A 21096-nucleotide genomic window follows, 5' to 3' on the forward strand; every position below is an offset into this window, starting at 1 on the left:
CTTCTTTATGAGGGGGATCGAACGCCCGCTGTGAAGTACGTCAGCCTCTCGCTCACGATGGACGCCGACCACCGCCATCCGATGCATCAGTTCGTCGTGGAGCACGACGGCTACGAGGCGAGCTACCTCGTACGCGGGAACGAGGTCGGCGCGGACGTCCAGACGCTGCTCTTTCACGTCGACGGCTACCCGCCCGACCCCTACCGGGCGGCCCTGGAGCGCGCGGAGTCGGTCGTGGAGTACGCCATCTCGACGTGTCCGGACGAGACGTTCTTCCTCTACGTCAGAGACCGCCCCTCAGAGACGGACCGCGACCTCGTCGACTCGCTCCTGCAGGTCGGCCTCGTCCTCGTCTCGCCCGTCGCCTACCGGGCCGACGGGACGGTCGAACTCACGCTGGTGGGGCCCGGCGGGACGGTCCAGCGCGCGCTGGACGCGCTGCCCGACGAGGTCACGGCCGACGTCAGGGAGGTCGGCGCGTACGCGAGCCGCCGACTGGATACGGCCGCGACGCTGACCGACCGGCAGTTCGCAGCCGTCTCGGCAGCGGTCGAGTGTGGGTACTACGACGACCCCCGACAGGGGACCACGGAGGCGGTGGCTGCCCGACTGGACTGTACACCCAGTACCGCCGCCGAACACCTCCGGAAAGCAGAGGCCCGCGTCATGGCGCGACTCGTCGACACCGACACTCGACAGCCGTAGCCCGCAATCCATATCCGCTCGCCCGACCTACCACCGGCGATGACCGACCTTTCGGCCCTCGAGTGGCGCGTCGTCGGCGAGGAGCGCCGCCCGGGGCCACTGACGATGGCCCTCGAGGAAGTCGCCGCCGAGACCGCGGCCGACGGCGGCCCGGCCACTGTCAGAGTGTACCAGTGGCCGGATACGCTCTCGCTTGGCTACAACCAGGACCCCGAGACCATCGACTGGGACTACTGCGACCGCGAGGGTATCGAGGTCACCCGGCGGCCGACGGGCGGGGGCGCAATCTACCACGACGCGGTCGGCGACATCTCCTACGGTATCGTCGCCCCCGCCGAGGCGGTCCCGAGCGACCTCATGGAGTGTTACGAACTGTTCTGCGAACCGGTCCTGACGGCGTTCGCCGGGATGGGCGTCGACGCCGACTTCGTCGACGCCGAGCGCGAGGCCATCTACCATCCGGCGTGCTACCTGCGGGCGCTCCACCCCGCCCACGACATCGTCGGCCCCGACGACCGGAAGGTGAGCGGCAACGCCCAGTACCGCCAGCGCGACGCCGTCATCCAGCACGGGTCGCTCTCCTTTTCGCTGCGGCCCGAGCGCCACTGCGGCTGTTTCGTGGGCGACCCCGACCCCGCCCGGTTCCGCGAGCGCGTCGGCGCGATAGACGAGTACGCCGACATCTCACGGGCTACGGCCGTCGAAACGCTCCGGTCGACGCTCGCCGAGTGGGCCGGTGCCAGCGAGGGCGGCTGGACGGACGCAGAGCTCGACCGGGCTCGTGAGATTGCCGACGAGAAGTACCGGTCCGACGACTGGGTCCGTCGCTCGCCGTGACCCGGCCCGCCGACTCCGGAACCTCTTTGCCGCCCGGAATCTGACCCCGGACCATGGTACGAGTCGGCGCACACACCTCCATCGCGGGCGGCGCGTTCAACGCCGTCGAAGAGCAGGTCGAGTACGGCGGCAACTGCGGGCAGATATTCTCCCACTCGCCGCAGGTCTGGCAGGACCCCAACATCGAGGACGAGGAAGCAGAGCGGTTCCGGTCGCTCTCCGAGGAACACGGCGTCGGCCCGTGGGTCATCCACTCGTCGTACCTCGTGAACCTCTGTACGCCGAAAGACGACCTCCGCGAGAAGTCCGTCGACTCCATGCAGAAGGAGGTCGATGCGGCCGACAAACTCGACATCGACTACGTCAACGTCCACCTCGGCGCCCACACCGGCGCGGGCGTCGACGGCGGCCTCTCGAACGCCGCCAGCGCGCTCGACGAACTCGACGTGCCGGACGGCGTCACCGTCCTGGTCGAGTCCGACGCCGGCAGCGGGACGAAACTCGGCGGCGACTTCGAACACCTCGCGACGGTCCAGGCGCGGACCGACCAGGACATCGAGTTCTGCCTCGACACGGCCCACGCGTTCGCGGCGGGCTACGACCTCTCGACGCCCGAGGGTGTCGAGGAGACGCTCGCGGCGTTCGACGAGGTGGTCGGGCTCGACCAGCTGGCCTGCGTCCACCTCAACGACTCGAAACACGCCTGCGGGACCAACAAGGACGAACACGCCCACGTGGGCGAGGGCGAGATCGGCGAGGACGGAATGCGTGCGTTCGTCAACCACGACGCCGTCGCCAACGTTCCGCTGGTGCTCGAGACGCCCACGGAGGACGGGAAGAGCTTCCAGTGGAACATCGAGCGGGTCCGCGAACTGCGCGGGGAGTAGCCCCCGCCGCCGACCACTGTCCTTTTGCCCTCGACCCGACTGCCTGGGAGTGTGCGCCGATTCTCCGCCGACTACCTGGAGACCACCCGAACGGGGATGTGGGCCGACTCCCGCGAGGCGCTGTCCGACCTCCGGTTAGCCGACTGTCAGCGGGTGCTCGACGTCGGCTGTGGAACCGGCGAACTCACGCGCGTCCTCCGCGAGGAGACCGGCGGGACCGTCGTCGGACTCGACGCCGACGCGGGGCTCCTGGCCGAGGTTCCCGGGCCGACCGTCCGCGGCGACGCCACGCGTCTGCCTTTCGCCGACGACGCGTTCGACCTGGTCGTCTGCCAGGCGCTGCTCATCAACCTGCCCGACCCAGAGGCGGCCGTCCGGGAGTTCGCCCGCGTCGCGAGCGACCGGGTCGCGGCCATCGAGCCGAACAACGCAGCCGTCACCGTCGAGTCGACCGTCGACAGCGAGCCGATTCTGGCCCGACGCGCCCGGGAGTACTTCCTCGACGGCGTCCGGACCGACGTGACGCTGGGCGCGGCGACGGCCGACGTCTTCGAAGCCGCCGGTCTGGCGGTGGTCTCGACGCGCCGCTACGACCAGCGCCGTATCGTCGAACCGCCCTACGACGAACCGTCGGTGCGGGCGGCACAGCGCAAGGCGACCGGCGAGGGGCTGGCGGCCGACCGCGAGACCATCCTCGAAGGCGAGACGACGCCCGCTGAATACGACGCGCTTCGCGAACAGTGGCGCGAGATGGGGCGCGACGTCGTCACGCAGATGCAGGCCGGCGAGTACGAGCGCCGCGAAACCACGCCCTTCTTCGTCACGGTCGGTCGGGTGTAGCGCGCTTCGTCGCCTCCCGACCCGTCGACGGTACGGCGTAGCCGGCCAGCCGGTAGAGCGCCACGTCGAGGAGGCCGAACGCGAGCCCCAGGAGCGCGCCGACCGGCGCGGCGACGACGATGCCGAAGACCGTTATCAGTGCGGCCGACAGCGGTTCGAGGGAGGTGGTGAACACGCGTGGGACCACCGCGAGGGCCACGACGCCGAGCAGGAACGTGATGCCTGTGGCGGCCCCCGAAGCGAGCCCCCGGAGTGCGAGCGTCCGCAGTCGCGTCTCGGCGAGCGTCGCCCCCGAGAGCACCCACCGGACGGCGAGGCTCACGAGGAGCCAGAGGTAGCCGAAGACGGCGAGGCCGAGGGCCGTGTTCAGCCCCCCGAGCAGGTCACCGAGGGCACCGCTCGCGTGGGCGGCGAGTACGGCGACCAGGACGAACAGCGTCACGTCGACCGTCCCCAGCGCCCACGCGGTCAGCGTCCAGCCGTCGTCGGCCAGCCAGTCAGCCATGCGCCAGCACCTCCGCGAGGACGACGAGGGCGAGCAGCGAGACGGTCGTCACGCCGTACAGCCGGCCGACGGACTGCAGCTGTGCGGTCCGACGGCGACCGCCGTCGTCGGCGCGGACGACCGCGAGCGTTCGCACGGCCGACCCGACGACGACGGCGAGGACGACCAGCAGTTTCACGAGGAAGGTCTGGCCCCAGGCCGTCGCCGGCCCGGGCGCGCCGAGCGCGCCGAGGTTCCCGACACCGGTGACGACGACGACGCCGAGGGCCGCCCAGAACCCCCACTCGTACCGTCGAGCGAGGGTCAGGTCAGAGAGCGCTCCGCTCCGGTAGCCGTACCACACCGCGAGCGTCCCGCCGACCAGCACCGCCATCGTGAGGACGTGGAGGGTTCGAATCGCGAGGGACAGGGGGGCCATCGCTCGCCACTACGTGCGCCGGCCCAAAAGTGTCAGCCTACACGACGTCGCCACGCACCGTCGCGCCCTCCTGGCGCTCGCGATAGGCCCGCACCGCGTCGGCGGCCGTGCTGGCTTCCTCGGCGTCCATCCCCAGCATCTCCAGCGCCCCAGAGAGCGTCGGCAGGACGAACTCACCGTCGCGCAACTTCTGGAAGGCGTCGGCCGAGCGCTCGCCGTCCACCCACAGGCAGGCACCGCGCGGGTCCAGAATCTGCTCGTAGTCCTCACGGGCCATCGCACCCTTCAGCCGCTGGGTGACGTTGTCGTCGAACGAGGCGTTACACACCTCCAGGTGAATCGGCTCGTCGTCGGGGAGCAGGTGGGCCGCCAGACACTTCTCGGGTGCAGCGTGGCCGTTCGCGTTCGCCCGCAGGTACTCTGGGAACTCGTCGGCCCACTCGGCCCGGACCGTCTTGCCGACGCCGGCGACGCCGTGACTCGCCTCGAACTCCTCGGCGCGCTCGGGGGCGTCCCGGAACAGGATGTCCTTGGTCACGTAGACGTCCAGGCGCTCGACCGGGTCCAGCCCCAGCGCCACGTCGCCGTACACCCACACCTCGCGCACCGGGACCGGCATCGTCTCCGACTCGACGGTCCGGACGATCTCCTCGACGCGCTCGACGGCCGCCGCGCGGTCCATGCTCATCGCCGCTTCGTAGTAGCGCCGCGGGCAAAACGCTGACTCTCCGGCGCCGTGTGTTTTTCGGGCTGGCCCGCAACCCTCCGGTATGCAGGTTCGAATCTTCGACGACGGCGCCGACGAGGACTGCCTGCTGGTGCTGGGCTGGGGCAATCGCTGTCGGCACGAGAACGTCCAGTGGCTCGTCGACCGGGTCGCCGAGCGCTACCGCGTCCACGCCGTCGAGTTGCCGACCCACATCACTGACTTCCGTCGCGAGTGGGTCGCTCCCGTAGAGCGGTACCTCGCGGACGCCGGACTGGACGGGGTCTCGGTCCTGGCACACAGCGCCGGCGGGTTGACCACTGCCCACCTCGAGAGCGAGGCCGTCACGAACCGCGTCTATCTGAGCCCCTGGTGGGGGACCGACCCGCCGCTCCCCGAACCGGTCCTCCTGGCCATCGCGCGCCTGCCGATCGACCGACCGGTCATCCCGGTCGGTGACCTCGGTTCGCCAGACTACATCGGTGACCTCGCGACCGAGGCGCAGTTGCAGGACGGCCCGAGCGCGTACTCGCCCGCGTTCGTCCGGACCATCGCGCAGGCCCACGAGACGCTCCCGCCGGCCCGCGAAGCGGAAGTCGCGTTCTGTACGCTCACAGACAAGATAGTCGACCCGCGGGCTATCGGCGAGCGCCTGCCCGCCGACCGCGTCCGACTGTACGACGGCGGCCACGAACTGTTCTCCTCCAGCGCGCGCGAGGCTCACATCGACACGGTGCTCGCGGCGCTCGAATCCGGACCCGACGCCGTCTGACGCTCAGACTCGTTTGGCCTCGTCGGTACTGACGTGGACCGTCTTCTCGACGGTGGCGTACACCTCGCCGTCGTCGTCGACGAGGTCGACGGTGTACTCGCGGTCGACCGAGTCGGTCGATTCGAGCGCCGACTGCACCGCCGCGACCTCCTCGTCGGGCATCTCGAACGTGGCGTACACCGTCTCGGTCGCGGGCTGCTTGAACTGAATCTCGGCGGCCTTGTCCCAGACGACGTAGTCATCCGGGAGTCGCTTCAGCAACTGCATCATGTACATCGGGTCGACCGCGGCATAGAGGCTCCCGCCGAAGATGGTCCCGACGACGTTCCGGGTGCGCCAGTTCAGCGGCAGCCTGAGCCGCAGTTCCGACCAGTCGTCCTCGATGTGGGTGATCCACCCGCCGCTGCGCCGGTAGGAGGGATACAGGTTGAACGCGAGTCGGTAGAGCCGCGTCCGCAGCGATTCGCCCATATACCTCCCGACCGGGTTCCGGGAGCATCCGACTTTCCCTCGGCTTCCAACCCACCGGCCGTTTCGAGACGAAACGCTCACCCCCCTCGACGCGCAATCTCCCGGCAATGGACTGTGACAAGTGCGGCGGGAACGCGGTGATGCACGCCGCCTACTCGGGACTGCACCTCTGTGAGGACCACCTCTGTCGCGCCGTCGAGAAGCGAGTGCGTCGGCGCATCCGCGAGGACGGCCTCGTCCCCGACGACGCGACGCCCGAGGACCCCGAGACGTGGGTCATCGGGCTCTCGGGGGGCAAGGACAGCGTCGTCCTCACCGAGATTCTCCACGACGTCTTCGAGCAGGACCCCCGCATCGAACTCGTCGCGCTCTCGATCCACGAGGGCATCGAGGGCTACCGCGACAAGAGTCTCGAGGCCTGCGAGGAACTGACCGCCGACCTGGGCATCCGCCACGAGGTCGTCTCCTACAGCGAGGAGTTCGGCGTCGAGATGGACGACGTCGTCGAGGACGACCCCGAGAACATGGCCGCTTGCGCGTACTGTGGGGTCTTCCGCCGGGACCTGCTGTCGCGGTACGCCGAGGAACTCGACGCCGACAAGCTGCTGACCGGCCACAATCTCGACGACGAGGCCGAGACAGCACTGATGAACTTCCTCGAGGGCGACGTCACCCAGATGGCTCAGCACTTCGACGCCTCGCTCGGTCCGTTCGAGGCCAGCGGCGACGCTCCCACCGAGCGCGCCCGCGAGGACCAGGACCACCACATCCCGCGGGTCAAACCCCTGCGGGACGTCCCCGAGAAGGAGGTCGCCCTCTACGCGCGCTTCCGGAACCTGCCGGCGCATATCACCGAGTGTCCCCACGCCGACGAGGCGTATCGCGGCGAGATCCAGTCGCTGATGCTCGACCTCGAACAGAACCACCCCGGGACGCGCCACTCCATCATGGCCGGCTACGAGAAACTCGCGGCCCTCGCGGCGGACGCATACGGCGGCGACGACGCCGACGTCGAGTTCGGCGACTGTGACCGCTGTGGCGCGCCGACCGCCCGCGACCTGTGTCGGAAGTGCAACCTGCTCGAGGCGCTCGAAGCGGCGTGAGTCGCTGTCCGACAGACTGTCGACACCGTCACACAGCGACCGCTCGGCGGTGAATCGAACGCAGAAGACGGCGGACGACTCCCGTCAGCGGGGGGGTCGTTACTTGTTCGTCCGGATGACGTCGAGGCCGTTGTTCTGTTCGACGGGATCCTGCCCGCCGTCGGTCTCGCCGTAGCCGGTGTTGCGCCCACCGCTCGAACCGCCGGCGGTGCCGCTGTTGAAGTTCTCGGAGGCGTCGAAGGAGGCGTCACTGTCGACCTCCTGGATCGCCTCACGGGACTTGTTGGCCTGTTTCTGGGTCGTCGGGCCCAGCACCTGCGCGGACTGGACACCGGTCATGATGGCCATGACGCGGACCTTGCCCTTGTACTCCTCCTGGATGCGCGCGCCCCAGATGACGTTCGCCGAGGCCTCTAAGCGCTCGGTGATGTTCTGGGCGATGCCCTCGGCCTCCTTCAGCGTGAGGTCGGGGCCGCCGGTGATGTGGACGAGGCCACCCGACGCGCCGCGGTAGTCGACGTCCAGCAGCGGGTGGTTCATCGCGTCCTTCACCACTTCCTGGGTCTTGTTTTTGTCCTGTGTCTCGCCGACCAGCATCACCGCGACGCCGCCCTGGTTCATGATGGAGGTCATGTCGGCGTAGTCGAGGTTGATGAGGCTCGGCTGGGTGATGGTCTCCGAGATGCCCTTGACCGTCTCGGCGATTATCTGGTCCATCACGGAGAAGGCCTTGCCGATGGGCAGGTTCGGGACGTAGTCGAGCAGGCGGTTGTTGTCGAGGACGATGATGGAGTCTGCCTCGTTGCGCAGTTTCTCCAGCCCCTCCTCGGCCTTGACCGTCCGTGCGCGCTCGACGTTGAACGGCGTCGACACCATGCCGACGACGATTGCGCCCTGTTCCTTGGCGATCTTCGAGACCACGGGGGCCGCGCCGGTCCCGGTCCCGCCACCCATGCCAGCGGTGACGAACACCAGGTCGGCGTCGCCCAGCACTTCCTTGATGGTCCCCTGGGCCATCTCGGTGGCGCGCTCGCCCATCGAGGGGTCGCCGCCGGCACCGAGGCCGTTGGTGAGGGACTTGCCGACCAGAATCTTCGTGTCGGCTTCGATCATCTTGAGGTGCTGCTTGTCCGTGTTGATGGCCACGGTGTCGGCGCCTTCGACGCCGATGTTGTACAGCCGGTTGACCGTGTTGTTGCCGGCCCCACCACACCCGACGATGACGATTCGCGGGTCACCGAACCCGTCGACGTCCTCGTCAGACAGCTGTTTCTGTTCCTGTTCGTCGCGTTCGAGGGCCTCGTTGACGATGTCCTGCATCGTTACACCCTCGCCCAGGTCCGCTTTCGTTTCTCGGAGGCACGCTCGGAGCCCTCTTGCTCCGCGAGCATCTCCCGAACCGCCGAACGGATGGCCTCACTCCGGTTGGGGTACTCCCCAGTCTCGACCATCTGTTCGACCTCTTCGATCTGCTGCTTCGGAATCCGTAGTGTCACACGCTCCATAGTTTTTGTTCCCTTTGGGTAAGACGGGTCGACCGGGCCGATTTTCGCCCCGCCCGTTCGTTTACACAGCGAAACCGCCCCACTGCGGGGGTCACACCCCCGCGACGCCCGCTGTGTAAGACAACCGTCTTACGCAGACGATACAACAGACCATTATGTATTAAAACTTACGGTGGGTGTCATACACACACCCGGGAACGCAGTCTTACGCCCTCTCAGTCGCGTAAACGGCGTAATCAGGTTTGGTCGAGCACGTCGGCAGCCGGGGTTCGTCGCCCGCAGCTCGGACAGAAGCCCCAGTCCGACCGGAGTTCGTCGCCGCAGTCACAGAACACGCGGCGGGATGCCTTCTCCCCGCAATTCGGGCAGTAGACGTGCGACGACGCGACTTCCTCGCCGCACTGCGCACACGTCTTCCGCTCCGTCGGCTCGGCCCGGTCGCGCGCTGCAGGGTCTGTCTTACGCACCTCGTTCTCGTGTGATACGCTCGCCTCGGGTCCGTTAGACACCTCGACCTCTTCGTCAGACGCATTCGCCGTCTCCGCCGTCGAATCACCGTCTATGGTGATGTTTACGTTTACGTCCTGGGCCTCGCGGCGCGGCACTGCGTCGTCCAGCCGGTCGGCGATGATGCGGTCGACGCGATCGGCGATGAGGTCGTCGATGGACTCGGTGTCCGTCACCGACGCGACGGGTTCGTCACGTTCCGCGCGCGAGTCCTCGCGCTCCCCGAGGTACGCACGGAGCGCCTCACGCATGACTTCGCTCTTCGAGGCGTCGTACTCCTCGAGTTGCGAGATGAGGGCGTCGTCTGCCCGGAACGTGATCTTACTCATTCGGCTCGTCAGACACGATGTCTTCCGACTATTTTAATCTTCCCGCGATGTCAGACAGCCGTCTGCCGGAGACCTTGGATGCTTGACTAGTCTGGGTGTGGCCAACGCGCTCTCGTGGCTGTCCCGGACCGACAACTCCGGTCGTGGTACCGACCGTCGCACGTCTGCCGAATAACAATCCTTAAGTCCGGACGGCGGGCTACGTTCGGGTGCAGACCGCCCTTAGCTCAGACTGGTAGAGCAGTCGACTGTAGATCGACTTGTCCCCCGTTCAAATCGGGGAGGGCGGACTCTTCCTGCGAACGACAGTGAGCAGTGACGACTCAACCGCGACACGATTTGAGCTTGGAAGTCGAAGCGGCTGAACGGAGGGAAGCCGACCGTCTCTCATCTGTTCAAATCGGGGAGGGTGGACGTTGTTTGCAGTCGGTTCGGCGCCGACTGTCGAGCGAACGAGGGCCCGGAAGACGCGTATCGGTTGTCGTCGACACGCGGGTCCGCTCTATCTCGTGCACACGCACCTTGCCTGTATGACGACGCTGTCTGGAACAGCCGCGACGCGCTCGGGCCCTACCGACGCTCGGCCACGACCATTGACTACCAGGCAGCCCTCGCTGGCGACGCCCGAAGTGCCGATACGGGAAACCGCACGACTGCGGTGGGTAAAATGGCGTGAACTATCTGCCCGCTTTTTATCGGTGTCTGCCGTACGTATGACGTGGTCGTCGATGGGAGTATTTGACAAGGCAAAAACTGTATCCCACCTCGGGGCCGAAGAGCGGGGGCCGTATATCTGTCTGGAATGCGAGGAGTCGTTCGAAGTGCTGTATCACTCCTGTCCGGTCTGTGACGCGTACGACGTCCGCCGGGCCAAGTGGGTGGAATAGCCCCCTCGACGTCCACCGGCACGTCCACCTCCGGTTGCTATCGGGCGTTCGCCTCATTTTTACGCCGCCTGCGGACTGTTTCGGGTAGACACGAGTGGTTCGTGTCGATTGTGGCCGTCTGGAGCGACGTGCACTCGGTTCGACTGGATTCGACGTGACAGAAGTCGGCTTGGGCACCTGGAACATCGGCGGCGACTGGGGCGAGGTCGACGACGACGAAGGGCGCGACGCGGTCCGAGCGGCCCTCGACGCCGGCATCGACTCCATCGACACTGCGGACGTCTACGGCGACGTCCACTATCGTTGGTGAGATTCATGGAGAAGTATTCGTTTACTGACCGATAAGCAGCACTCTGATTTCTTCTCGAATCATGTCATCCGAATATATTGACTGACGGTTCTGAACTACGTAGTCTGCTGATTTAGGTAAGAAATCTTACTGTATACGCTCGAACCACTATCAGAAATATGGTATGTCTGTCTGCCGTTTGTATCAACTATCTTTGCTAGTGTCCGGTCAGTCGAGCTCCTCACGCTCGCCCCGCCAGCGGAGACCGCGCTGCCGGTAGCCGTCGAACTCACCGCGTTCTATCTCGGCCTCTATCTCGTCGCGCGTCGTGTCGTCGATGCGGACGAGGTGACAGAGCGGGTGACCCGGCTGGGCGACGGGGTTCTCCAGCACGCCGACGAGGATGCCGGTGAACGGTGCTTCGACGACCCGTTCCTGATGCTTGAAGTGGTCGGTGATGGTGCAGATGGTCTCGCCCTCGCGGACCAGGGGGTAGGGCCCCCACTTCATCTCGACGAGGCCGCCGGTGTCGGCTCGGAGCCACATTTTGTCCCCCTGGTCTGCGGGGACGGCACGGAACCAGCCCGGCCAGTCGACCGTCTTCGTCGGGTCGATTCCGTATTCGGCGAAGACGCTCTCGACGCCAGCGAGCGCGCGCTCGATGAGCGTGGGCTGGAAGCGGTGGGCCTTGCCCATCTCGACGGTGACCGCGGGGATGTCGTTCTCCGTCGCGGTCCGCCGCAGCGACCCGACGTCCCCAGCACCGGAGATGACGACGTTCGCACCGAACGCGCGAGCGAGACGTTCGACGGCCGGGTTGGTCATGTTCGCTCGCGTGTGATACATCGTCGTCCGGTTGCGGGTCGAGGTGTGGAAGTCGAGCACCAGGTCACACTGGGAGACGAACGTCTCGTAGATTCGGTTGGCCATCCGCTCGGCGGTGTTGCTCCGGGGCTTGCCCGGGAACGCGCGGTTGAGGTCCTGGTCGTAGATGGGGATGTCCCGAGTCTGTGCGAGGTAGCCGGGGACGTTGAGGACGTGCAGACAGAGCAGGGTCCCGTGGACGTCTGCGGGGTCGTAGCGGTCGGCCACCTCCTGGATGACCTTCACGCCGTTGAGCTCGTCCCCGTGGAGCGCTGCGGTGAGTCCGACGGTCGGACCGTCGCGCTCGCCGTTGATTATCGTCACAGGGATCTCGATCGGGTCCCCGAGGTACGTCTCGCCCACCTCGTAGCGGACGTGTCGCTGTTCCCCCGGCGCCACCTCGCCCCCGTAGCGGAATGGGTCGGTCATGGACACACCGATGCCGGCCCGGTGTAAATCGCTATGGGAACGACCACACCGTTCAAGTGTGCTTGCCGGAATCACACGGACGTGGCTGTCTCCTTCGACCTCTTCGGGACCCTCGTCGGCGCCGACCGGCCCGAAGAACCCTGGACCGCCGTCGCCGACGCGCTCGCCGAGCGCGACGTCCGCGTCCCCGACGACTGGGAGGCTGCCTATCGCACTGCCCACCGCGAGTACGACCGCGGCTGGGAGGCACCGCTCGACGAGCACGTCAGCCTCGCGCTCGCCAGTCGTGACGTCGCGGTCAGCGAGGCGATGGCGCGCGAGGCAGTCCTCGCGGCGTTCGACGCGCCCGTGGCCGTCCGCGACGGCGCCCGCGCTGCACTCCGTGCCGCAGCCGACCGGGGGCCCGTCGCTGTCTGCTCGAACTGCAGCGTCCCGGCCCTCGTCGAGCGGACGCTCGAACGCGCTGGACTGGGTCCGGGCGCACCGGACGGACCCGATGCCATCGTCACCAGCGTCGACTGCGGGTGGCGCAAACCCCACCGGGAGATATTCGTCGTGACGGCCCGCGCGCTGGACGCCAGTCTCGAAGACCTGGTGCACGTCGGCGACGACGCACGCACCGACGGCGGTGCCGGCCGGGTCGGCGCACGCTCCGTGCTTCTCTCGGACGTGCGGCTCCCGGCGGTTGCCCGGCGACTCCGGGAGGGGACGCTGTGCTGACGGCGCTCGCGGTACTCGTCGCGGCGACGCTCGAGGTGGTCGTGGGCGAACCGCCCACACGGTTCCACCCGGTCGCCTGGCTCGGGTCGCTGGTCGCCCCCGTCGACCGGCAGTGGAGATATCCGCTCCTCGCCGGTGGCATTGCTGCACTCGTCCTGCCGCTCGCAGTCGCTGTCGTGGTCGCCCTGCTCGTCGTGGGCATCGGGACCGTCTCCCTCCTCGGGAGCGTGCTGCTTTCGGGTCTCATCCTCTTCCTGACGACGAGTCTCCGGATGCTCGTCTCTGTCTCCTGGCGGGTCGTCGCCGATTCCGAGCGCGACGTCGAGTCGGCCCGCGAAGGCCTGCTCGCGCTCGCGGGCCGCGACGCCGACTCGCTCTCTCCGGGACACCTCCGGAGTGCGGCCGTCGAGAGCGCAGCCGAGAACCTCGCCGACGGACTGGTCGCGTCGCTGGGGGCGTTCGTCCTCGGGGGCGTCCTCGCCCCGTTCGCCGGGCTCCCGGCGCTGCCCGTCGCCGCCGGTGCGGCCGCGTGGGTGAAGACGGTCAACACGATGGACTCGATGCTGGGCTACCGCGAGAAGCGCGTCGGGACGCCTGCGGCGCGGCTCGACGATGCCGTGATGTGGCTGCCGGCCCGCGTGAGTGCGGTCGCACTCGCGGTGGCCTTCGGTGACCCGCGCTCGCTCCTCCGTGCCCGAGCGTGGCTCGACCGGGTCCCGTCGCCGAACTCCGGATGGCCGATGGGCGTGGTCGCCGCCGCCCTCGACGTTCGGCTGGAGAAGCCCGACGTGTACGTGCTGAACGACGGGGCCGACCTCCCCGAGGTCGACGACGCCCGCCGAGCCATCCGCCGGGTCGGCCTCGCCGGCCTGTTGTCGTACGTCGTCGCGGGGGTGGTCGGGTGGTTCTGACCGCCCTCCGCGGGGCCCTTGGCTTCCTCTCGCGGCTCCCCGTCGGCCACAGCGAGTCGGCGTGGGCGGCCTTCACCGAGACGCCCGCTGCCTTCCCCCTCGCGGGGTACGTCGTCGGCGGGCTCGTCGCGCTCCCACTACTCGTCTCTGAACTCCTTCCCGCGCCCGTCGTCGCCGCTGGTTACCTCGCGGCTGTCGTCCTCGTCACCGGCGTCAACCACTTCGACGGCCTCGCCGACCTCGGCGACGCCGCCGTGGTCCACGGGAGCCCAGCGGAGCGCCGCGAGGTGCTGCGCGATACGACCGTCGGCGTCGGGGCCGTCCTCGCGCTCGGCGTGGTCCTGGTCGCGCTCGCACTCGGCGCGCTGGCGGTGGCCGCGCTTCCGCCGCTGGTCGCGGCGGTCCTCGTGCTCTCCAGTGAAGTGGGCGCGAAACTCGCGATGGCCACCCTCGCCTGCCTCGGGTCGCCGAGTCACGACGGGTTCGGCGCGACGGTGCTCGCGGGCAACCGACCGCGTGACCTCGTGGCCCCCGTCGCCGTCTCGCTCCCTGCGGCCGTCCTGGTCGTGCCCGCGACGGCCGTCGCCGTCGTGGCCGGGCTCGTCGTCGGGGTTGGCCTGACCCGCTGGGCCGACCGCACCCTGGGCGGCGTCGGCGGGGACGTCTTCGGGGCGGCCAACGAACTCGCGCGCGTCGTCGCGCTCCACGCAGCGGTGGCCGTCTGGACCCTGGCGGACTGGGGGGTGGTCGCGTGGACGCTCTCGTGATGTGTGGCGGCCGCGGGACCCGGTTGGACGTCCCTGTCGAGAAACCGCTGTTCGAAATCGACGGCGTCCCGATGGTCGACCGGGTGCTCGGGGCGCTCGCCGACAGTGAGGTCGCGCGTGTGTACGCCGCGACGTCTCCAGATGCACCCGAGACGCGCGCCCACGTCGACGTCCCGACAGTGTCGACGCCCGGCGAGGGGTACGTCGCGGACCTGCAGACGGCGCTGTCCGACGACCGACTCTCGACGCCGGTGCTGACCGTCGCCGCCGACCTGCCGCTGCTCGACGGCGAGGTGCTCGACCGTGTCCTGGCTGTCCACGACGACGACGACTCGCTGAGTGTCCTCGTCCCTGCGGACCTGAAACGCGACCTGGGGGTGAGCGACGACACGACGTTCGACCGCGAGGGGCAGACAGTCGCGCCGACGGGCGTGAACGTCGTCGGCGACGCGGGCGACGACGCCTGGCTCACCGACGACGTCCGACTGGCGGTCAACGTCAACACCCGTGGCGACGCGAGGGTGGCCGAACGCCTCCTCGAATCGCGAAACTTTCTCTAGGCCCCTCGCCGTACGACTCGGAAATGGACCCCGACACGGTCGAGCGACTGCGGGCGAGTGGGGACGACGCCATCGGTCCCGACGGGCGCGTGCCCCACGGGAGCGACGACGACCCGCAGGTGCTCGACTTCAGCGCGAACACGAACCCGCGACTCCCGTCCGGCGTCGAAGCCGTCTACCGCGAGGCGTTCGACGCCGCCCGGTCGTACCCCGCCGACGACTACCCGGGGTTCTGCGGAGCGGCCGCCGACTTCGTCGGCTGTGCCCCCGAACAGGTCGTGCCGACAGCCGGCGGGCTGGAGGCGATTCGACTCGCCATCCAGACGACGGTCAGGGCGGGCGAGTCGGTGCTCGTCCCGAGACCGAGTTTCGGGGAGTACGCCCGCGAGGTCGGCCTCCAGGGCGCGGACTCCTCCTTTGTCTCGCACGATGCCGTGCTGGACGCCGACCCCGAACCCCACGCGCTGGCTATCGTCTGCAACCCGAACAACCCGACCGGGGAGACGTACGACCCGGCATCGCTCCGGGCGTTCGCCGACCGCTGTCGCGACGCGGGGACGACGCTGCTGGTCGACGAGGCGTTCCTGGGCTTCACCGACGACCCGTCGCTGGCCGGCCGCGACGGGGTGGTGGTCGCGCGCTCGCTGACGAAACTGTTCGGCCTGCCGGGCGTCAGGATGGGCTACGCCGTCGCGACGGGCGACGCGCTCGACCGACTTTCCACTGCGCGGCGCGCGTGGTCGATGAGCGGCCCCGCGGCCGCCGTCGGCGCCCACTGCTACCAGCAGAACGCCTTCGTCGCCGAGACGCGGGAGCGCGTCGCCCGCGAGCGCGAGCGGATGGCCGAACGCCTGACATCTCGGTTCGAGATATATCCGTCGGACGCCCCGTTCGTCCTCTTCGAGGTGACCGACACGAGCGTCGACTGGTTACTGGCGAGCGCCCGCGAGCAGGGTGTCGCGGTGCGCGACGCGCGGACGTTCCGGGGCCTCGACAGCCACGTCCGCGTCGCCGTCAGGACCGCCGAAGAGAACGACCGCTTGCTGGAGGCGCTGGATGTTTGAGGTCGACCGGCGCGACGGCGTCGCGCGGCTGGCCCACGACGGGGCGCGCTGGCTCTCGACGTCCTGGGACGGCGGCTACCGGCGCGCCGACGCGGTGTACAACGTCACCGTCCCGGAGGGGTTCGAGCGGACGGACCTCGACGCGTATCGCGAGCAGCGACTCGCCGAGGCCGGCTTCGCGAGCGGCCCCGCGCTCCTGACCGGCGTCGAGATGGCCCACGCCCGGTGTGCCCGGAGTGGCCCCGTGACCGTCCTCGTGACAGCTGGGGTGTCGAACCCGGCGGCGCTCCCGATGGGGGACCGCGACGCCACTGGCGAGCGACCGGCCAGTGACGACTGGCGGCCCGGGACGGTCAACCTGCTCGTCGGCGTGTGCCGTGCCCTGGACGACGGCGCGCTCGCGACGCTCCTGGCGACAGCCGTCGAGGCGAAGGCCGCGACGCTGCTGGACGTGGCCGGCGTCCCGGGGACGACCTCCGATGCCGCGCTCGTGGGGTGCGTTCCGGGTACCCGACCGGCCGAGTTCGCCGGAAGCGCGACCGATGTCGGCGCGGCGACGCGTGCCTGCGTGCGCGACACGGTCCGCGCGAGCCTGGCCGCCCGCTACGACGACGGGCCACCGACCGTCGAGGAGGCACCCTACGGCGTCGTCACCGACCGGCAGACCGATGTGTTCCAGCCGTGAACGTCGGTGCATGAGCGACGACGAGACCGGGCCCGCGCGCAACGCGGCCGGCCCGACCGCCGAACCGATAACGCCCAGCGCACCGGAGTCGTTCGGACTGGTGCAGGTGTGGTGGGGGAACGGGAAGGGAAAGACCACCGCGGCGCTGGGGATGGCGACCCGCGCTGTCGGCCACGGCTACCGCGTCCACCTGCTCCAGTTCATGAAGGGCGGGACGGGGACCGTCGAGGACGTCCGCGGGGAGTACAACGCCATCGCGGCGCTCCCGGGCTTCTCCTACGAGAATGCCGGCCACTACGGCTGGCACGGGTTCATGGACGGAAGCGACGACGACGAACACCAGGCCCGCGCGGAAGGCGCACTCGAGCGGGCCCACGAGATACTCGCGGGCAGCGCCGCGGCCGACCTCTCGGAACCGCTTGCGGCCGACGGTCCGCCGGAGGACGGCGTGAACATGCTCGTCGTCGACGAGATTCTCTACGCCGCCAACCGCGGCCTGGTCGACCCCGGGGACGTGGTCGAACTCGTCGAGTCGAAACCCGAGGACCTGGAACTCGTCCTCACGGGCGGTCACGAGGAACCCGGCTACGTCGTCGACCACGCCGACCTCGTCACGGAGGTCCGCAAGCAGAAACACCCGCTCGACGCGGGCTACCCGGCCCGGAAGGGCACCGAGTACTGACTACGTCTCGCGGAGCGAGGTCAGCAGGTCGCGGGCAGATTCGAGGTGGTCGTCGGCGTCCTCGTCGCCCGTCGTCTCGACGTTCGACAGCAAGTGGTCGAGCTGGTCGAGGCGCTTCGCTCGCGCGTCGGATTCGAGGTCGCTCTCGGCGAGGTCCGTCGCGATGGCTTCGGCCTCGCCCAGCCAGCGGGCGGCCGACCGCTCGACGGGTCGCTCGCCGGTCGCTCGGAGGTGCGCTGCCAGCCTGTCGAGTCGGTCCCCGGTCATTATCCGTGGTTGGTCCCTCGGCCACGTAGGCGGTTCGGTTCTCCCTCTCGACCGGGAGTCTCAAGCGCCCCGGACACGAAGGCGAGGCAACTCGAATGACGACGATTCTCGTCGCCGGAACAGCGTCCCACGTGGGAAAGAGCACGATAGCGGCCGGGCTCTGTCGCCACCTCTCGAACCGCGGCCGCGACGTCGCCCCGTTCAAGGCCCAGAACATGAGCAACAACGCTCGGGCCACGGCGGGCGGAGAAATCGGTGTCTCGCAGTACGTCCAGGCCCGCGCGGCCCGCGTCTCGCCGACGACCGACCACAACCCCGTGCTGCTCAAGCCCCGCGGCGACGGTGAGTCACAGCTGGTCGTGGACGGCGAAGCCGTCGCCAACGTCCCGGCGGGCGCGTACTACGAGGACTACTGGAAGACGGCGCTGACCGCGGCCGAGGCCGCTCACGGGCGACTGACGGACGAACACGACGTCGTCGTCGCGGAGGGTGCCGGCTCCATCGCCGAGATAAACCTCCACGACCGTGACCTCGCGAACGTCGAGACGGCGCGCTTCGCCGACGCGGATATCCTGCTCGTCGCCGATATTGAACGCGGCGGCGTCTTCGCGTCCATCGTCGGGACGCTCGAACTCGTCCCCGAGGACGTCCGCGACCGCATCGCCGGCGTCGTCGTCACGAAGTTCCGCGGCGACCGCTCGCTGCTCGAACCCGGCATCGAAGCCGTCGAGGAGCGAACTGGCGTGCCGGTGCTGGGTGTCGTCCCGTACGACGATCCGGGGCTCCCCGAGGAGGACAGCGTCTCGCTCCCACCGGTCGGCCAGCGGGCGGTCCTCGGCGCAGACGACGGGGTTCCCGAGGCCCGGAGCATCACCGTCGCCGTGCCGCGCCTCCCTCACATCTCGAACTTCACCGACCTCGAACCGCTCGCTAGGGAACCTGGCGTCCGGGTCGCCTACGTCCCGCCCGACGACTCGCTCGCGGCTGCCGACGCCGTCGTCCTGCCGGGGAGCAAGAACACGGTCGACGACCTCAGAGCGCTCCGTGATGCCGGGTTCGCGGAACGAATTGCTGCCTTCGAGGGTCCGATAATCGGCCTCTGTGGTGGCTACCAGATGCTCGGGGAACGGTTGCAGAATGCAGCCCTCGAAGGAACTGAAAACGAGAATGTGGTCGAAGGGCTCGGCTTGCTCCCCGTCGAGACGACGTTCTCTGAGTCGAAGACGGTCGAGCACGTCACCCGGACGATTCGCGGCGTCGGCCCGCTCGACGGCGCCGAGGGGGTCGTCGAGGGGTACGAGATACACACCGGTGACACGTCTCAGACTGCCGATGCGATGCGCCCGTTCGCGTCGGACGGTACCGCGACGGACCGCGTACTCGGGACGTACCTCCACGACCTCTTCGAGAACGATTGCGCGAGAGTTTCCTTCGTGAAAAATGCGTTCGATGCTGGCGGTATCGAGCCGCCAGCGCAGTCCGTCGCCACGGCGTCGGACCCGTACGAGCACGCGGCGGCGCTGGTCGCAGATCACGTGGACCTCGGCCCGCTGGGGCTCGAATAAGGTTTTTTCGCGACGAAATTCCGCGAACTTTATGTTCGAGCGGGCGCGCCCCCTCGAACATGGTCGAAGTCTTCGCCGTCGCCAGCGGGAAGGGCGGGACGGGCAAGACGACGAGTACCGTCGCCCTGGGGATGGCGCTGTCGGACCGCTACAACGTGACCGTCGTCGACGCCGACACCGGGATGGCGAACCTGCTCTTTCACGCCGGGCTCTCGGACGTGGAGACGACGCTCCACGACGTGCTGGCCGACGACGTCCCCGTGGCCGACGCCGCCTACGACCGGTTCGGGATGACCGTCGTCCCCTGTGGCACGAGCCTCGACGGGTTCCGCGACGCCGACCCGGGCCGGCTCAGGGAGGTCGTAGCGACGCTCGCGGCCGACACGGAGGTCATCTTGCTGGACTCGCCGCCGGCCTTAGACAGCAGGGCAGCCGTCCTCCCGGTGGTGATGGCCGACCGGACCGTCGTCGTCCTCCAACCGACGATTCCGGCTATCTCGGACGGACTCAAGGTACAGGAGTACGCCGCCTCCTACGACACCGACGTCGCCGGGCTTCTGTTCAACAAGGTCAGAGACGACGCGCGGATCGACCAGGTCGCCGAGAAGACCGAGCGGTACTTCGACGGCCCGACGCTCGCGGCGGTCCCGGAGTCCGAGGCCGCACGCGAGGCGCGTCGAGCGGGGCGTCCGTTACTCGCACACGCACCGGACTCGACAGCGGCGGCCGCCTACCACGACGCGGCCGACGCGCTGTCGATAGACAGGGGCCAGCCGGAGACGGTCGCCGACCGCTTCCGGAGCGCGGTTATCCCCGACCCGCCATGAGAGTTCCCACCGGCCGTCTCTGTAAGTCCCGGGTCGTCGCCGATCCACGGGAACCGCTGGCCGACGTGCTGGACCGCGAACTGACGGGCTACGCGGTCTTCGAGTCCCAGGAGACGCTCCTGCTGGACGCCGAGGGTCGCGGCGTCATCACCTTCGAGGACGGGGTCCCGGTTGTCGCGTACCACACCGGCACGGACCGTGGCGGCCCGCCGGCGCTCGCGGACCTGGCCATCCCCGGCCCCTATCACGTCTCGCTCTACGAGCTGTCGGCGGCGGACCTCGCCGACGTGCACGACGCGACCGAGCTCCACGTGCCACCCGGGATGCCGGCCGAGCGATTGGCCGGCGACCCGGCGCTCGCCGAGAGCACACGTCGGGCCGGGCCCGACCGGTCAGCGTGTCCCGAGCAGGCATCGGACAGCGAGACCGACGACAGCGACCCCGACGGAGTGAGTGCCGTCGAGGCGTTCCTCGACGACACGGAGAAGATAACGGCGATCCAAGAGCAGGCGCGGGCCGAGGCCCGCGAACGCGCGGACGCGTGGGACCTCTAGCTCGTCCGGACCGGAATCCACCAGACGCGCGAGCGACCGCCGACCTTCTTACTGGTGACGTCGGTCTCCGCGGCCAGGCTGTGGAGCTTGTTCAGCGCGGTCCGGCGCGAACAGCCGAGCCGGTCGGCAACTTCCGACGCCGTCAGGGGTTCTGCGTAGTCGTCCCGGTCTTTGAACACCTCGATGACGTCCGATTCAGTGTACTTGACTTCCCGTCCGGGGGGTGACATGTGAGATTCCACGGAGGCCTGGTATTTATACTGTCGGTCGCCCCGAACGCGGGCCGCTCCGGCCGTGTTCCGGTCCGTTCCCCGACATGGCTGTTACAGGTGCTGTAACAGGTTGCAGGGTATGTAACGAATGTCGGCGAGTAAGTATAGGGGGCCACCACTTCCGTGTACAGATGGGACGCCCCCACCCCACAGGCGACGTGGACGGAC

The 21096-nt window shown here is 68.6% G+C and carries 27 protein-coding genes, 1 tRNA gene and 1 pseudogene; 19 read left to right on the top strand and 10 right to left on the bottom strand.

Annotation, left to right across the window (positions count from 1 at the left end):
- Positions 1–30: 30 nt before the first annotated feature.
- The 4 genes from P1L41_RS07070 (at position 31) to P1L41_RS07085 (ending at position 3269) form a co-directional block, all read left to right on the top strand.
- A complete protein-coding gene (locus tag P1L41_RS07070; RefSeq protein WP_276298161.1) occupies positions 31–705 on the top strand; it encodes a helix-turn-helix domain-containing protein in 675 nt (224 codons plus the stop codon).
- Positions 706–744: 39 nt separating this feature from the next.
- Complete coding sequence (locus P1L41_RS07075; protein ID WP_276298162.1) at positions 745–1542, top strand: lipoate--protein ligase family protein; 798 nt, start codon at positions 745–747, stop codon at positions 1540–1542.
- Positions 1543–1595: 53 nt separating this feature from the next.
- Positions 1596–2429 carry a deoxyribonuclease IV gene (locus tag P1L41_RS07080; protein ID WP_276298163.1) on the top strand — a complete coding sequence of 278 codons (834 nt, stop codon included), beginning with the start codon at positions 1596–1598 and terminating at the stop codon, positions 2427–2429.
- A 96-nt stretch (positions 2430–2525) separates the two neighbouring features.
- Complete coding sequence (locus P1L41_RS07085; RefSeq protein ID WP_276298444.1) at positions 2526–3269, top strand: class I SAM-dependent methyltransferase; 744 nt, start codon at positions 2526–2528, stop codon at positions 3267–3269.
- On the opposite strand, the gene P1L41_RS07090 is transcribed toward P1L41_RS07085, so the two are convergent.
- From P1L41_RS07090 to P1L41_RS07100, 3 genes are read right to left on the bottom strand one after another with little or no spacing between them, the layout of a single operon-like run.
- A complete protein-coding gene (locus P1L41_RS07090; protein WP_276298164.1) occupies positions 3250–3774 on the bottom strand; it encodes a DUF7965 family protein in 525 nt (174 codons plus the stop codon). The genes P1L41_RS07085 and P1L41_RS07090 overlap by 20 nt on opposite strands.
- Positions 3767–4192, bottom strand: coding sequence for a CopD family protein (locus tag P1L41_RS07095; RefSeq protein ID WP_276298165.1), 426 nt, complete (start codon positions 4190–4192; stop codon positions 3767–3769). The genes P1L41_RS07090 and P1L41_RS07095 overlap by 8 nt, the downstream gene beginning before the upstream one ends.
- Positions 4193–4229: 37 nt before the next feature.
- Positions 4230–4874: a DUF7095 family protein gene (locus P1L41_RS07100; RefSeq protein ID WP_379789155.1), complete on the bottom strand. Its 645-nt coding sequence runs from the start codon at positions 4872–4874 to the stop codon at positions 4230–4232.
- 88 nt (positions 4875–4962) lie between these two features.
- Between P1L41_RS07100 and P1L41_RS07105 the strand changes: the two genes are divergently transcribed.
- Positions 4963–5670, top strand: coding sequence for an alpha/beta hydrolase (locus tag P1L41_RS07105; protein ID WP_276298167.1), 708 nt, complete (start codon positions 4963–4965; stop codon positions 5668–5670).
- A 3-nt stretch (positions 5671–5673) separates the two neighbouring features.
- Here P1L41_RS07105 and P1L41_RS07110 read toward each other — a convergent pair whose 3' ends face one another.
- Positions 5674–6141 (bottom strand): DUF4442 domain-containing protein, encoded by a 468-nt coding sequence (locus P1L41_RS07110; protein WP_276298168.1) that lies wholly within the window; start codon positions 6139–6141, stop codon positions 5674–5676.
- 107 nt (positions 6142–6248) lie between these two features.
- Between P1L41_RS07110 and ncsA the strand changes: the two genes are divergently transcribed.
- Positions 6249–7244 carry a tRNA 2-thiolation protein NcsA gene (gene ncsA / locus P1L41_RS07115; RefSeq protein WP_276298169.1) on the top strand — a complete coding sequence of 332 codons (996 nt, stop codon included), beginning with the start codon at positions 6249–6251 and terminating at the stop codon, positions 7242–7244.
- Between the two features lie 99 nt (positions 7245–7343).
- Here ncsA and ftsZ read toward each other — a convergent pair whose 3' ends face one another.
- The 3 genes from ftsZ to P1L41_RS07130 form a co-directional block, all read right to left on the bottom strand.
- Positions 7344–8564 (bottom strand): cell division protein FtsZ, encoded by a 1221-nt coding sequence (gene ftsZ, locus P1L41_RS07120; protein WP_276298170.1) that lies wholly within the window; start codon positions 8562–8564, stop codon positions 7344–7346.
- Positions 8565–8566: 2 nt separating this feature from the next.
- A complete protein-coding gene (locus P1L41_RS07125) occupies positions 8567–8749 on the bottom strand; it encodes a ribbon-helix-helix domain-containing protein (RefSeq protein WP_276298171.1) in 183 nt (60 codons plus the stop codon).
- 236 nt (positions 8750–8985) lie between these two features.
- Positions 8986–9585, bottom strand: coding sequence for a double zinc ribbon domain-containing protein (locus P1L41_RS07130; protein ID WP_276298172.1), 600 nt, complete (start codon positions 9583–9585; stop codon positions 8986–8988).
- Between the two features lie 216 nt (positions 9586–9801).
- On the opposite strand from P1L41_RS07130, the gene P1L41_RS07135 reads away from it, so the two are divergent.
- The 3 genes and pseudogenes from P1L41_RS07135 to P1L41_RS07145 all read left to right on the top strand — a co-directional run.
- A tRNA-Tyr gene (locus P1L41_RS07135) sits at positions 9802–9875 on the top strand.
- A gap of 438 nt (positions 9876–10313) precedes the next feature.
- Positions 10314–10472 (top strand): hypothetical protein, encoded by a 159-nt coding sequence (locus tag P1L41_RS07140; protein WP_276298173.1) that lies wholly within the window; start codon positions 10314–10316, stop codon positions 10470–10472.
- 118 nt (positions 10473–10590) lie between these two features.
- A pseudogene (locus P1L41_RS07145) lies at positions 10591–10764 on the top strand (aldo/keto reductase); the annotation flags it as partial.
- Between the two features lie 225 nt (positions 10765–10989).
- Here the strand turns inward: P1L41_RS07145 and P1L41_RS07150 are convergent.
- On the bottom strand, positions 10990–12054 hold the full coding sequence (locus tag P1L41_RS07150; protein ID WP_276298174.1) for a succinylglutamate desuccinylase/aspartoacylase family protein: 1065 nt from the start codon (positions 12052–12054) through the stop codon (positions 10990–10992).
- A gap of 81 nt (positions 12055–12135) precedes the next feature.
- On the opposite strand from P1L41_RS07150, the gene P1L41_RS07155 reads away from it, so the two are divergent.
- From P1L41_RS07155 to P1L41_RS07185, 7 genes are read left to right on the top strand one after another with little or no spacing between them, the layout of a single operon-like run.
- Positions 12136–12774, top strand: coding sequence for an HAD family hydrolase (locus P1L41_RS07155; RefSeq protein ID WP_276298445.1), 639 nt, complete (start codon positions 12136–12138; stop codon positions 12772–12774).
- The gene (cbiB, locus tag P1L41_RS07160) at positions 12768–13685 is read left to right on the top strand and encodes an adenosylcobinamide-phosphate synthase CbiB (protein ID WP_276298175.1); all 918 of its coding nucleotides are present in this window, start codon (positions 12768–12770) and stop codon (positions 13683–13685) included. Before P1L41_RS07155 ends, cbiB begins: the two co-directional genes overlap by 7 nt.
- A complete protein-coding gene (cobS, locus tag P1L41_RS07165) occupies positions 13676–14452 on the top strand; it encodes an adenosylcobinamide-GDP ribazoletransferase (protein ID WP_276298176.1) in 777 nt (258 codons plus the stop codon). The genes cbiB and cobS overlap by 10 nt, the downstream gene beginning before the upstream one ends.
- Positions 14452–15012, top strand: coding sequence for an NTP transferase domain-containing protein (locus P1L41_RS07170; protein ID WP_276298446.1), 561 nt, complete (start codon positions 14452–14454; stop codon positions 15010–15012). Before cobS ends, P1L41_RS07170 begins: the two co-directional genes overlap by 1 nt.
- Positions 15013–15035: 23 nt before the next feature.
- Positions 15036–16076: a threonine-phosphate decarboxylase CobD gene (gene cobD / locus P1L41_RS07175; RefSeq protein ID WP_276298177.1), complete on the top strand. Its 1041-nt coding sequence runs from the start codon at positions 15036–15038 to the stop codon at positions 16074–16076.
- Positions 16069–16761, top strand: a complete 693-nt coding sequence (locus tag P1L41_RS07180) for an adenosylcobinamide amidohydrolase (protein WP_276298178.1) — start codon at positions 16069–16071, stop codon at positions 16759–16761. The genes cobD and P1L41_RS07180 overlap by 8 nt, the downstream gene beginning before the upstream one ends.
- A gap of 10 nt (positions 16762–16771) precedes the next feature.
- Positions 16772–17443, top strand: a complete 672-nt coding sequence (locus P1L41_RS07185; protein ID WP_276298179.1) for a cob(I)yrinic acid a,c-diamide adenosyltransferase — start codon at positions 16772–16774, stop codon at positions 17441–17443.
- On the opposite strand, the gene P1L41_RS07190 is transcribed toward P1L41_RS07185, so the two are convergent.
- On the bottom strand, positions 17444–17710 hold the full coding sequence (locus tag P1L41_RS07190) for a DUF8152 family protein (RefSeq protein WP_276298180.1): 267 nt from the start codon (positions 17708–17710) through the stop codon (positions 17444–17446). It abuts the gene before it with no gap.
- Between the two features lie 95 nt (positions 17711–17805).
- On the opposite strand from P1L41_RS07190, the gene P1L41_RS07195 reads away from it, so the two are divergent.
- From P1L41_RS07195 to P1L41_RS07205, 3 genes are read left to right on the top strand one after another with little or no spacing between them, the layout of a single operon-like run.
- Positions 17806–19275, top strand: a complete 1470-nt coding sequence (locus P1L41_RS07195; protein ID WP_276298181.1) for a cobyric acid synthase — start codon at positions 17806–17808, stop codon at positions 19273–19275.
- Between the two features lie 59 nt (positions 19276–19334).
- The gene (locus P1L41_RS07200; protein ID WP_276298182.1) at positions 19335–20102 is read left to right on the top strand and encodes a nucleotide-binding protein; all 768 of its coding nucleotides are present in this window, start codon (positions 19335–19337) and stop codon (positions 20100–20102) included.
- The gene (locus P1L41_RS07205; RefSeq protein ID WP_276298183.1) at positions 20099–20656 is read left to right on the top strand and encodes a DUF8054 family protein; all 558 of its coding nucleotides are present in this window, start codon (positions 20099–20101) and stop codon (positions 20654–20656) included. The genes P1L41_RS07200 and P1L41_RS07205 overlap by 4 nt, the downstream gene beginning before the upstream one ends.
- Here P1L41_RS07205 and P1L41_RS07210 read toward each other — a convergent pair.
- On the bottom strand, positions 20653–20886 hold the full coding sequence (locus tag P1L41_RS07210; RefSeq protein ID WP_276298184.1) for an HTH domain-containing protein: 234 nt from the start codon (positions 20884–20886) through the stop codon (positions 20653–20655). The genes P1L41_RS07205 and P1L41_RS07210 overlap by 4 nt on opposite strands.
- Between the last annotated feature and the right edge of the window lie 210 nt (positions 20887–21096).

Origin of the sequence: Haloarcula ordinaria (genome assembly GCF_029338275.1) — an archaeon.
Lineage (GTDB): Archaea > Halobacteriota > Halobacteria > Halobacteriales > Haloarculaceae > Haloarcula > Haloarcula ordinaria.

Bases quoted from the DNA above. Each gene is read 5' to 3' on its own strand.
- P1L41_RS07080 (WP_276298163.1), top strand. From the start codon at position 1,596: ATGGTACGAGTCGGCGCACACACCTCCATCGCGGGCGGCGCGTTCAAC.
- P1L41_RS07185 (WP_276298179.1), top strand. From the start codon at position 16,772: ATGAGCGACGACGAGACCGGGCCCGCGCGCAACGCGGCCGGCCCGACC.
- ncsA (WP_276298169.1), top strand. From the start codon at position 6,249: ATGGACTGTGACAAGTGCGGCGGGAACGCGGTGATGCACGCCGCCTAC.
- P1L41_RS07150 (WP_276298174.1), bottom strand. From the start codon at position 12,054: ATGACCGACCCATTCCGCTACGGGGGCGAGGTGGCGCCGGGGGAACAG.
- P1L41_RS07180 (WP_276298178.1), top strand. From the start codon at position 16,069: ATGTTTGAGGTCGACCGGCGCGACGGCGTCGCGCGGCTGGCCCACGAC.
- cobD (WP_276298177.1), top strand. From the start codon at position 15,036: ATGGACCCCGACACGGTCGAGCGACTGCGGGCGAGTGGGGACGACGCC.
- P1L41_RS07110 (WP_276298168.1), bottom strand. From the start codon at position 6,141: ATGGGCGAATCGCTGCGGACGCGGCTCTACCGACTCGCGTTCAACCTG.
- P1L41_RS07075 (WP_276298162.1), top strand. From the start codon at position 745: ATGACCGACCTTTCGGCCCTCGAGTGGCGCGTCGTCGGCGAGGAGCGC.
- P1L41_RS07140 (WP_276298173.1), top strand. From the start codon at position 10,314: ATGGGAGTATTTGACAAGGCAAAAACTGTATCCCACCTCGGGGCCGAA.
- P1L41_RS07095 (WP_276298165.1), bottom strand. From the start codon at position 4,192: ATGGCCCCCCTGTCCCTCGCGATTCGAACCCTCCACGTCCTCACGATG.
- ftsZ (WP_276298170.1), bottom strand. From the start codon at position 8,564: ATGCAGGACATCGTCAACGAGGCCCTCGAACGCGACGAACAGGAACAG.
- P1L41_RS07130 (WP_276298172.1), bottom strand. From the start codon at position 9,585: ATGAGTAAGATCACGTTCCGGGCAGACGACGCCCTCATCTCGCAACTC.
- P1L41_RS07125 (WP_276298171.1), bottom strand. From the start codon at position 8,749: ATGGAGCGTGTGACACTACGGATTCCGAAGCAGCAGATCGAAGAGGTC.
- P1L41_RS07210 (WP_276298184.1), bottom strand. From the start codon at position 20,886: ATGTCACCCCCCGGACGGGAAGTCAAGTACACTGAATCGGACGTCATC.
- P1L41_RS07170 (WP_276298446.1), top strand. From the start codon at position 14,452: ATGTGTGGCGGCCGCGGGACCCGGTTGGACGTCCCTGTCGAGAAACCG.
- P1L41_RS07190 (WP_276298180.1), bottom strand. From the start codon at position 17,710: ATGACCGGGGACCGACTCGACAGGCTGGCAGCGCACCTCCGAGCGACC.
- P1L41_RS07105 (WP_276298167.1), top strand. From the start codon at position 4,963: ATGCAGGTTCGAATCTTCGACGACGGCGCCGACGAGGACTGCCTGCTG.
- P1L41_RS07205 (WP_276298183.1), top strand. From the start codon at position 20,099: ATGAGAGTTCCCACCGGCCGTCTCTGTAAGTCCCGGGTCGTCGCCGAT.
- P1L41_RS07090 (WP_276298164.1), bottom strand. From the start codon at position 3,774: ATGGCTGACTGGCTGGCCGACGACGGCTGGACGCTGACCGCGTGGGCG.
- P1L41_RS07200 (WP_276298182.1), top strand. From the start codon at position 19,335: ATGGTCGAAGTCTTCGCCGTCGCCAGCGGGAAGGGCGGGACGGGCAAG.
- P1L41_RS07085 (WP_276298444.1), top strand. From the start codon at position 2,526: ATGTGGGCCGACTCCCGCGAGGCGCTGTCCGACCTCCGGTTAGCCGAC.
- P1L41_RS07100 (WP_379789155.1), bottom strand. From the start codon at position 4,874: ATGGACCGCGCGGCGGCCGTCGAGCGCGTCGAGGAGATCGTCCGGACC.
- P1L41_RS07195 (WP_276298181.1), top strand. From the start codon at position 17,806: ATGACGACGATTCTCGTCGCCGGAACAGCGTCCCACGTGGGAAAGAGC.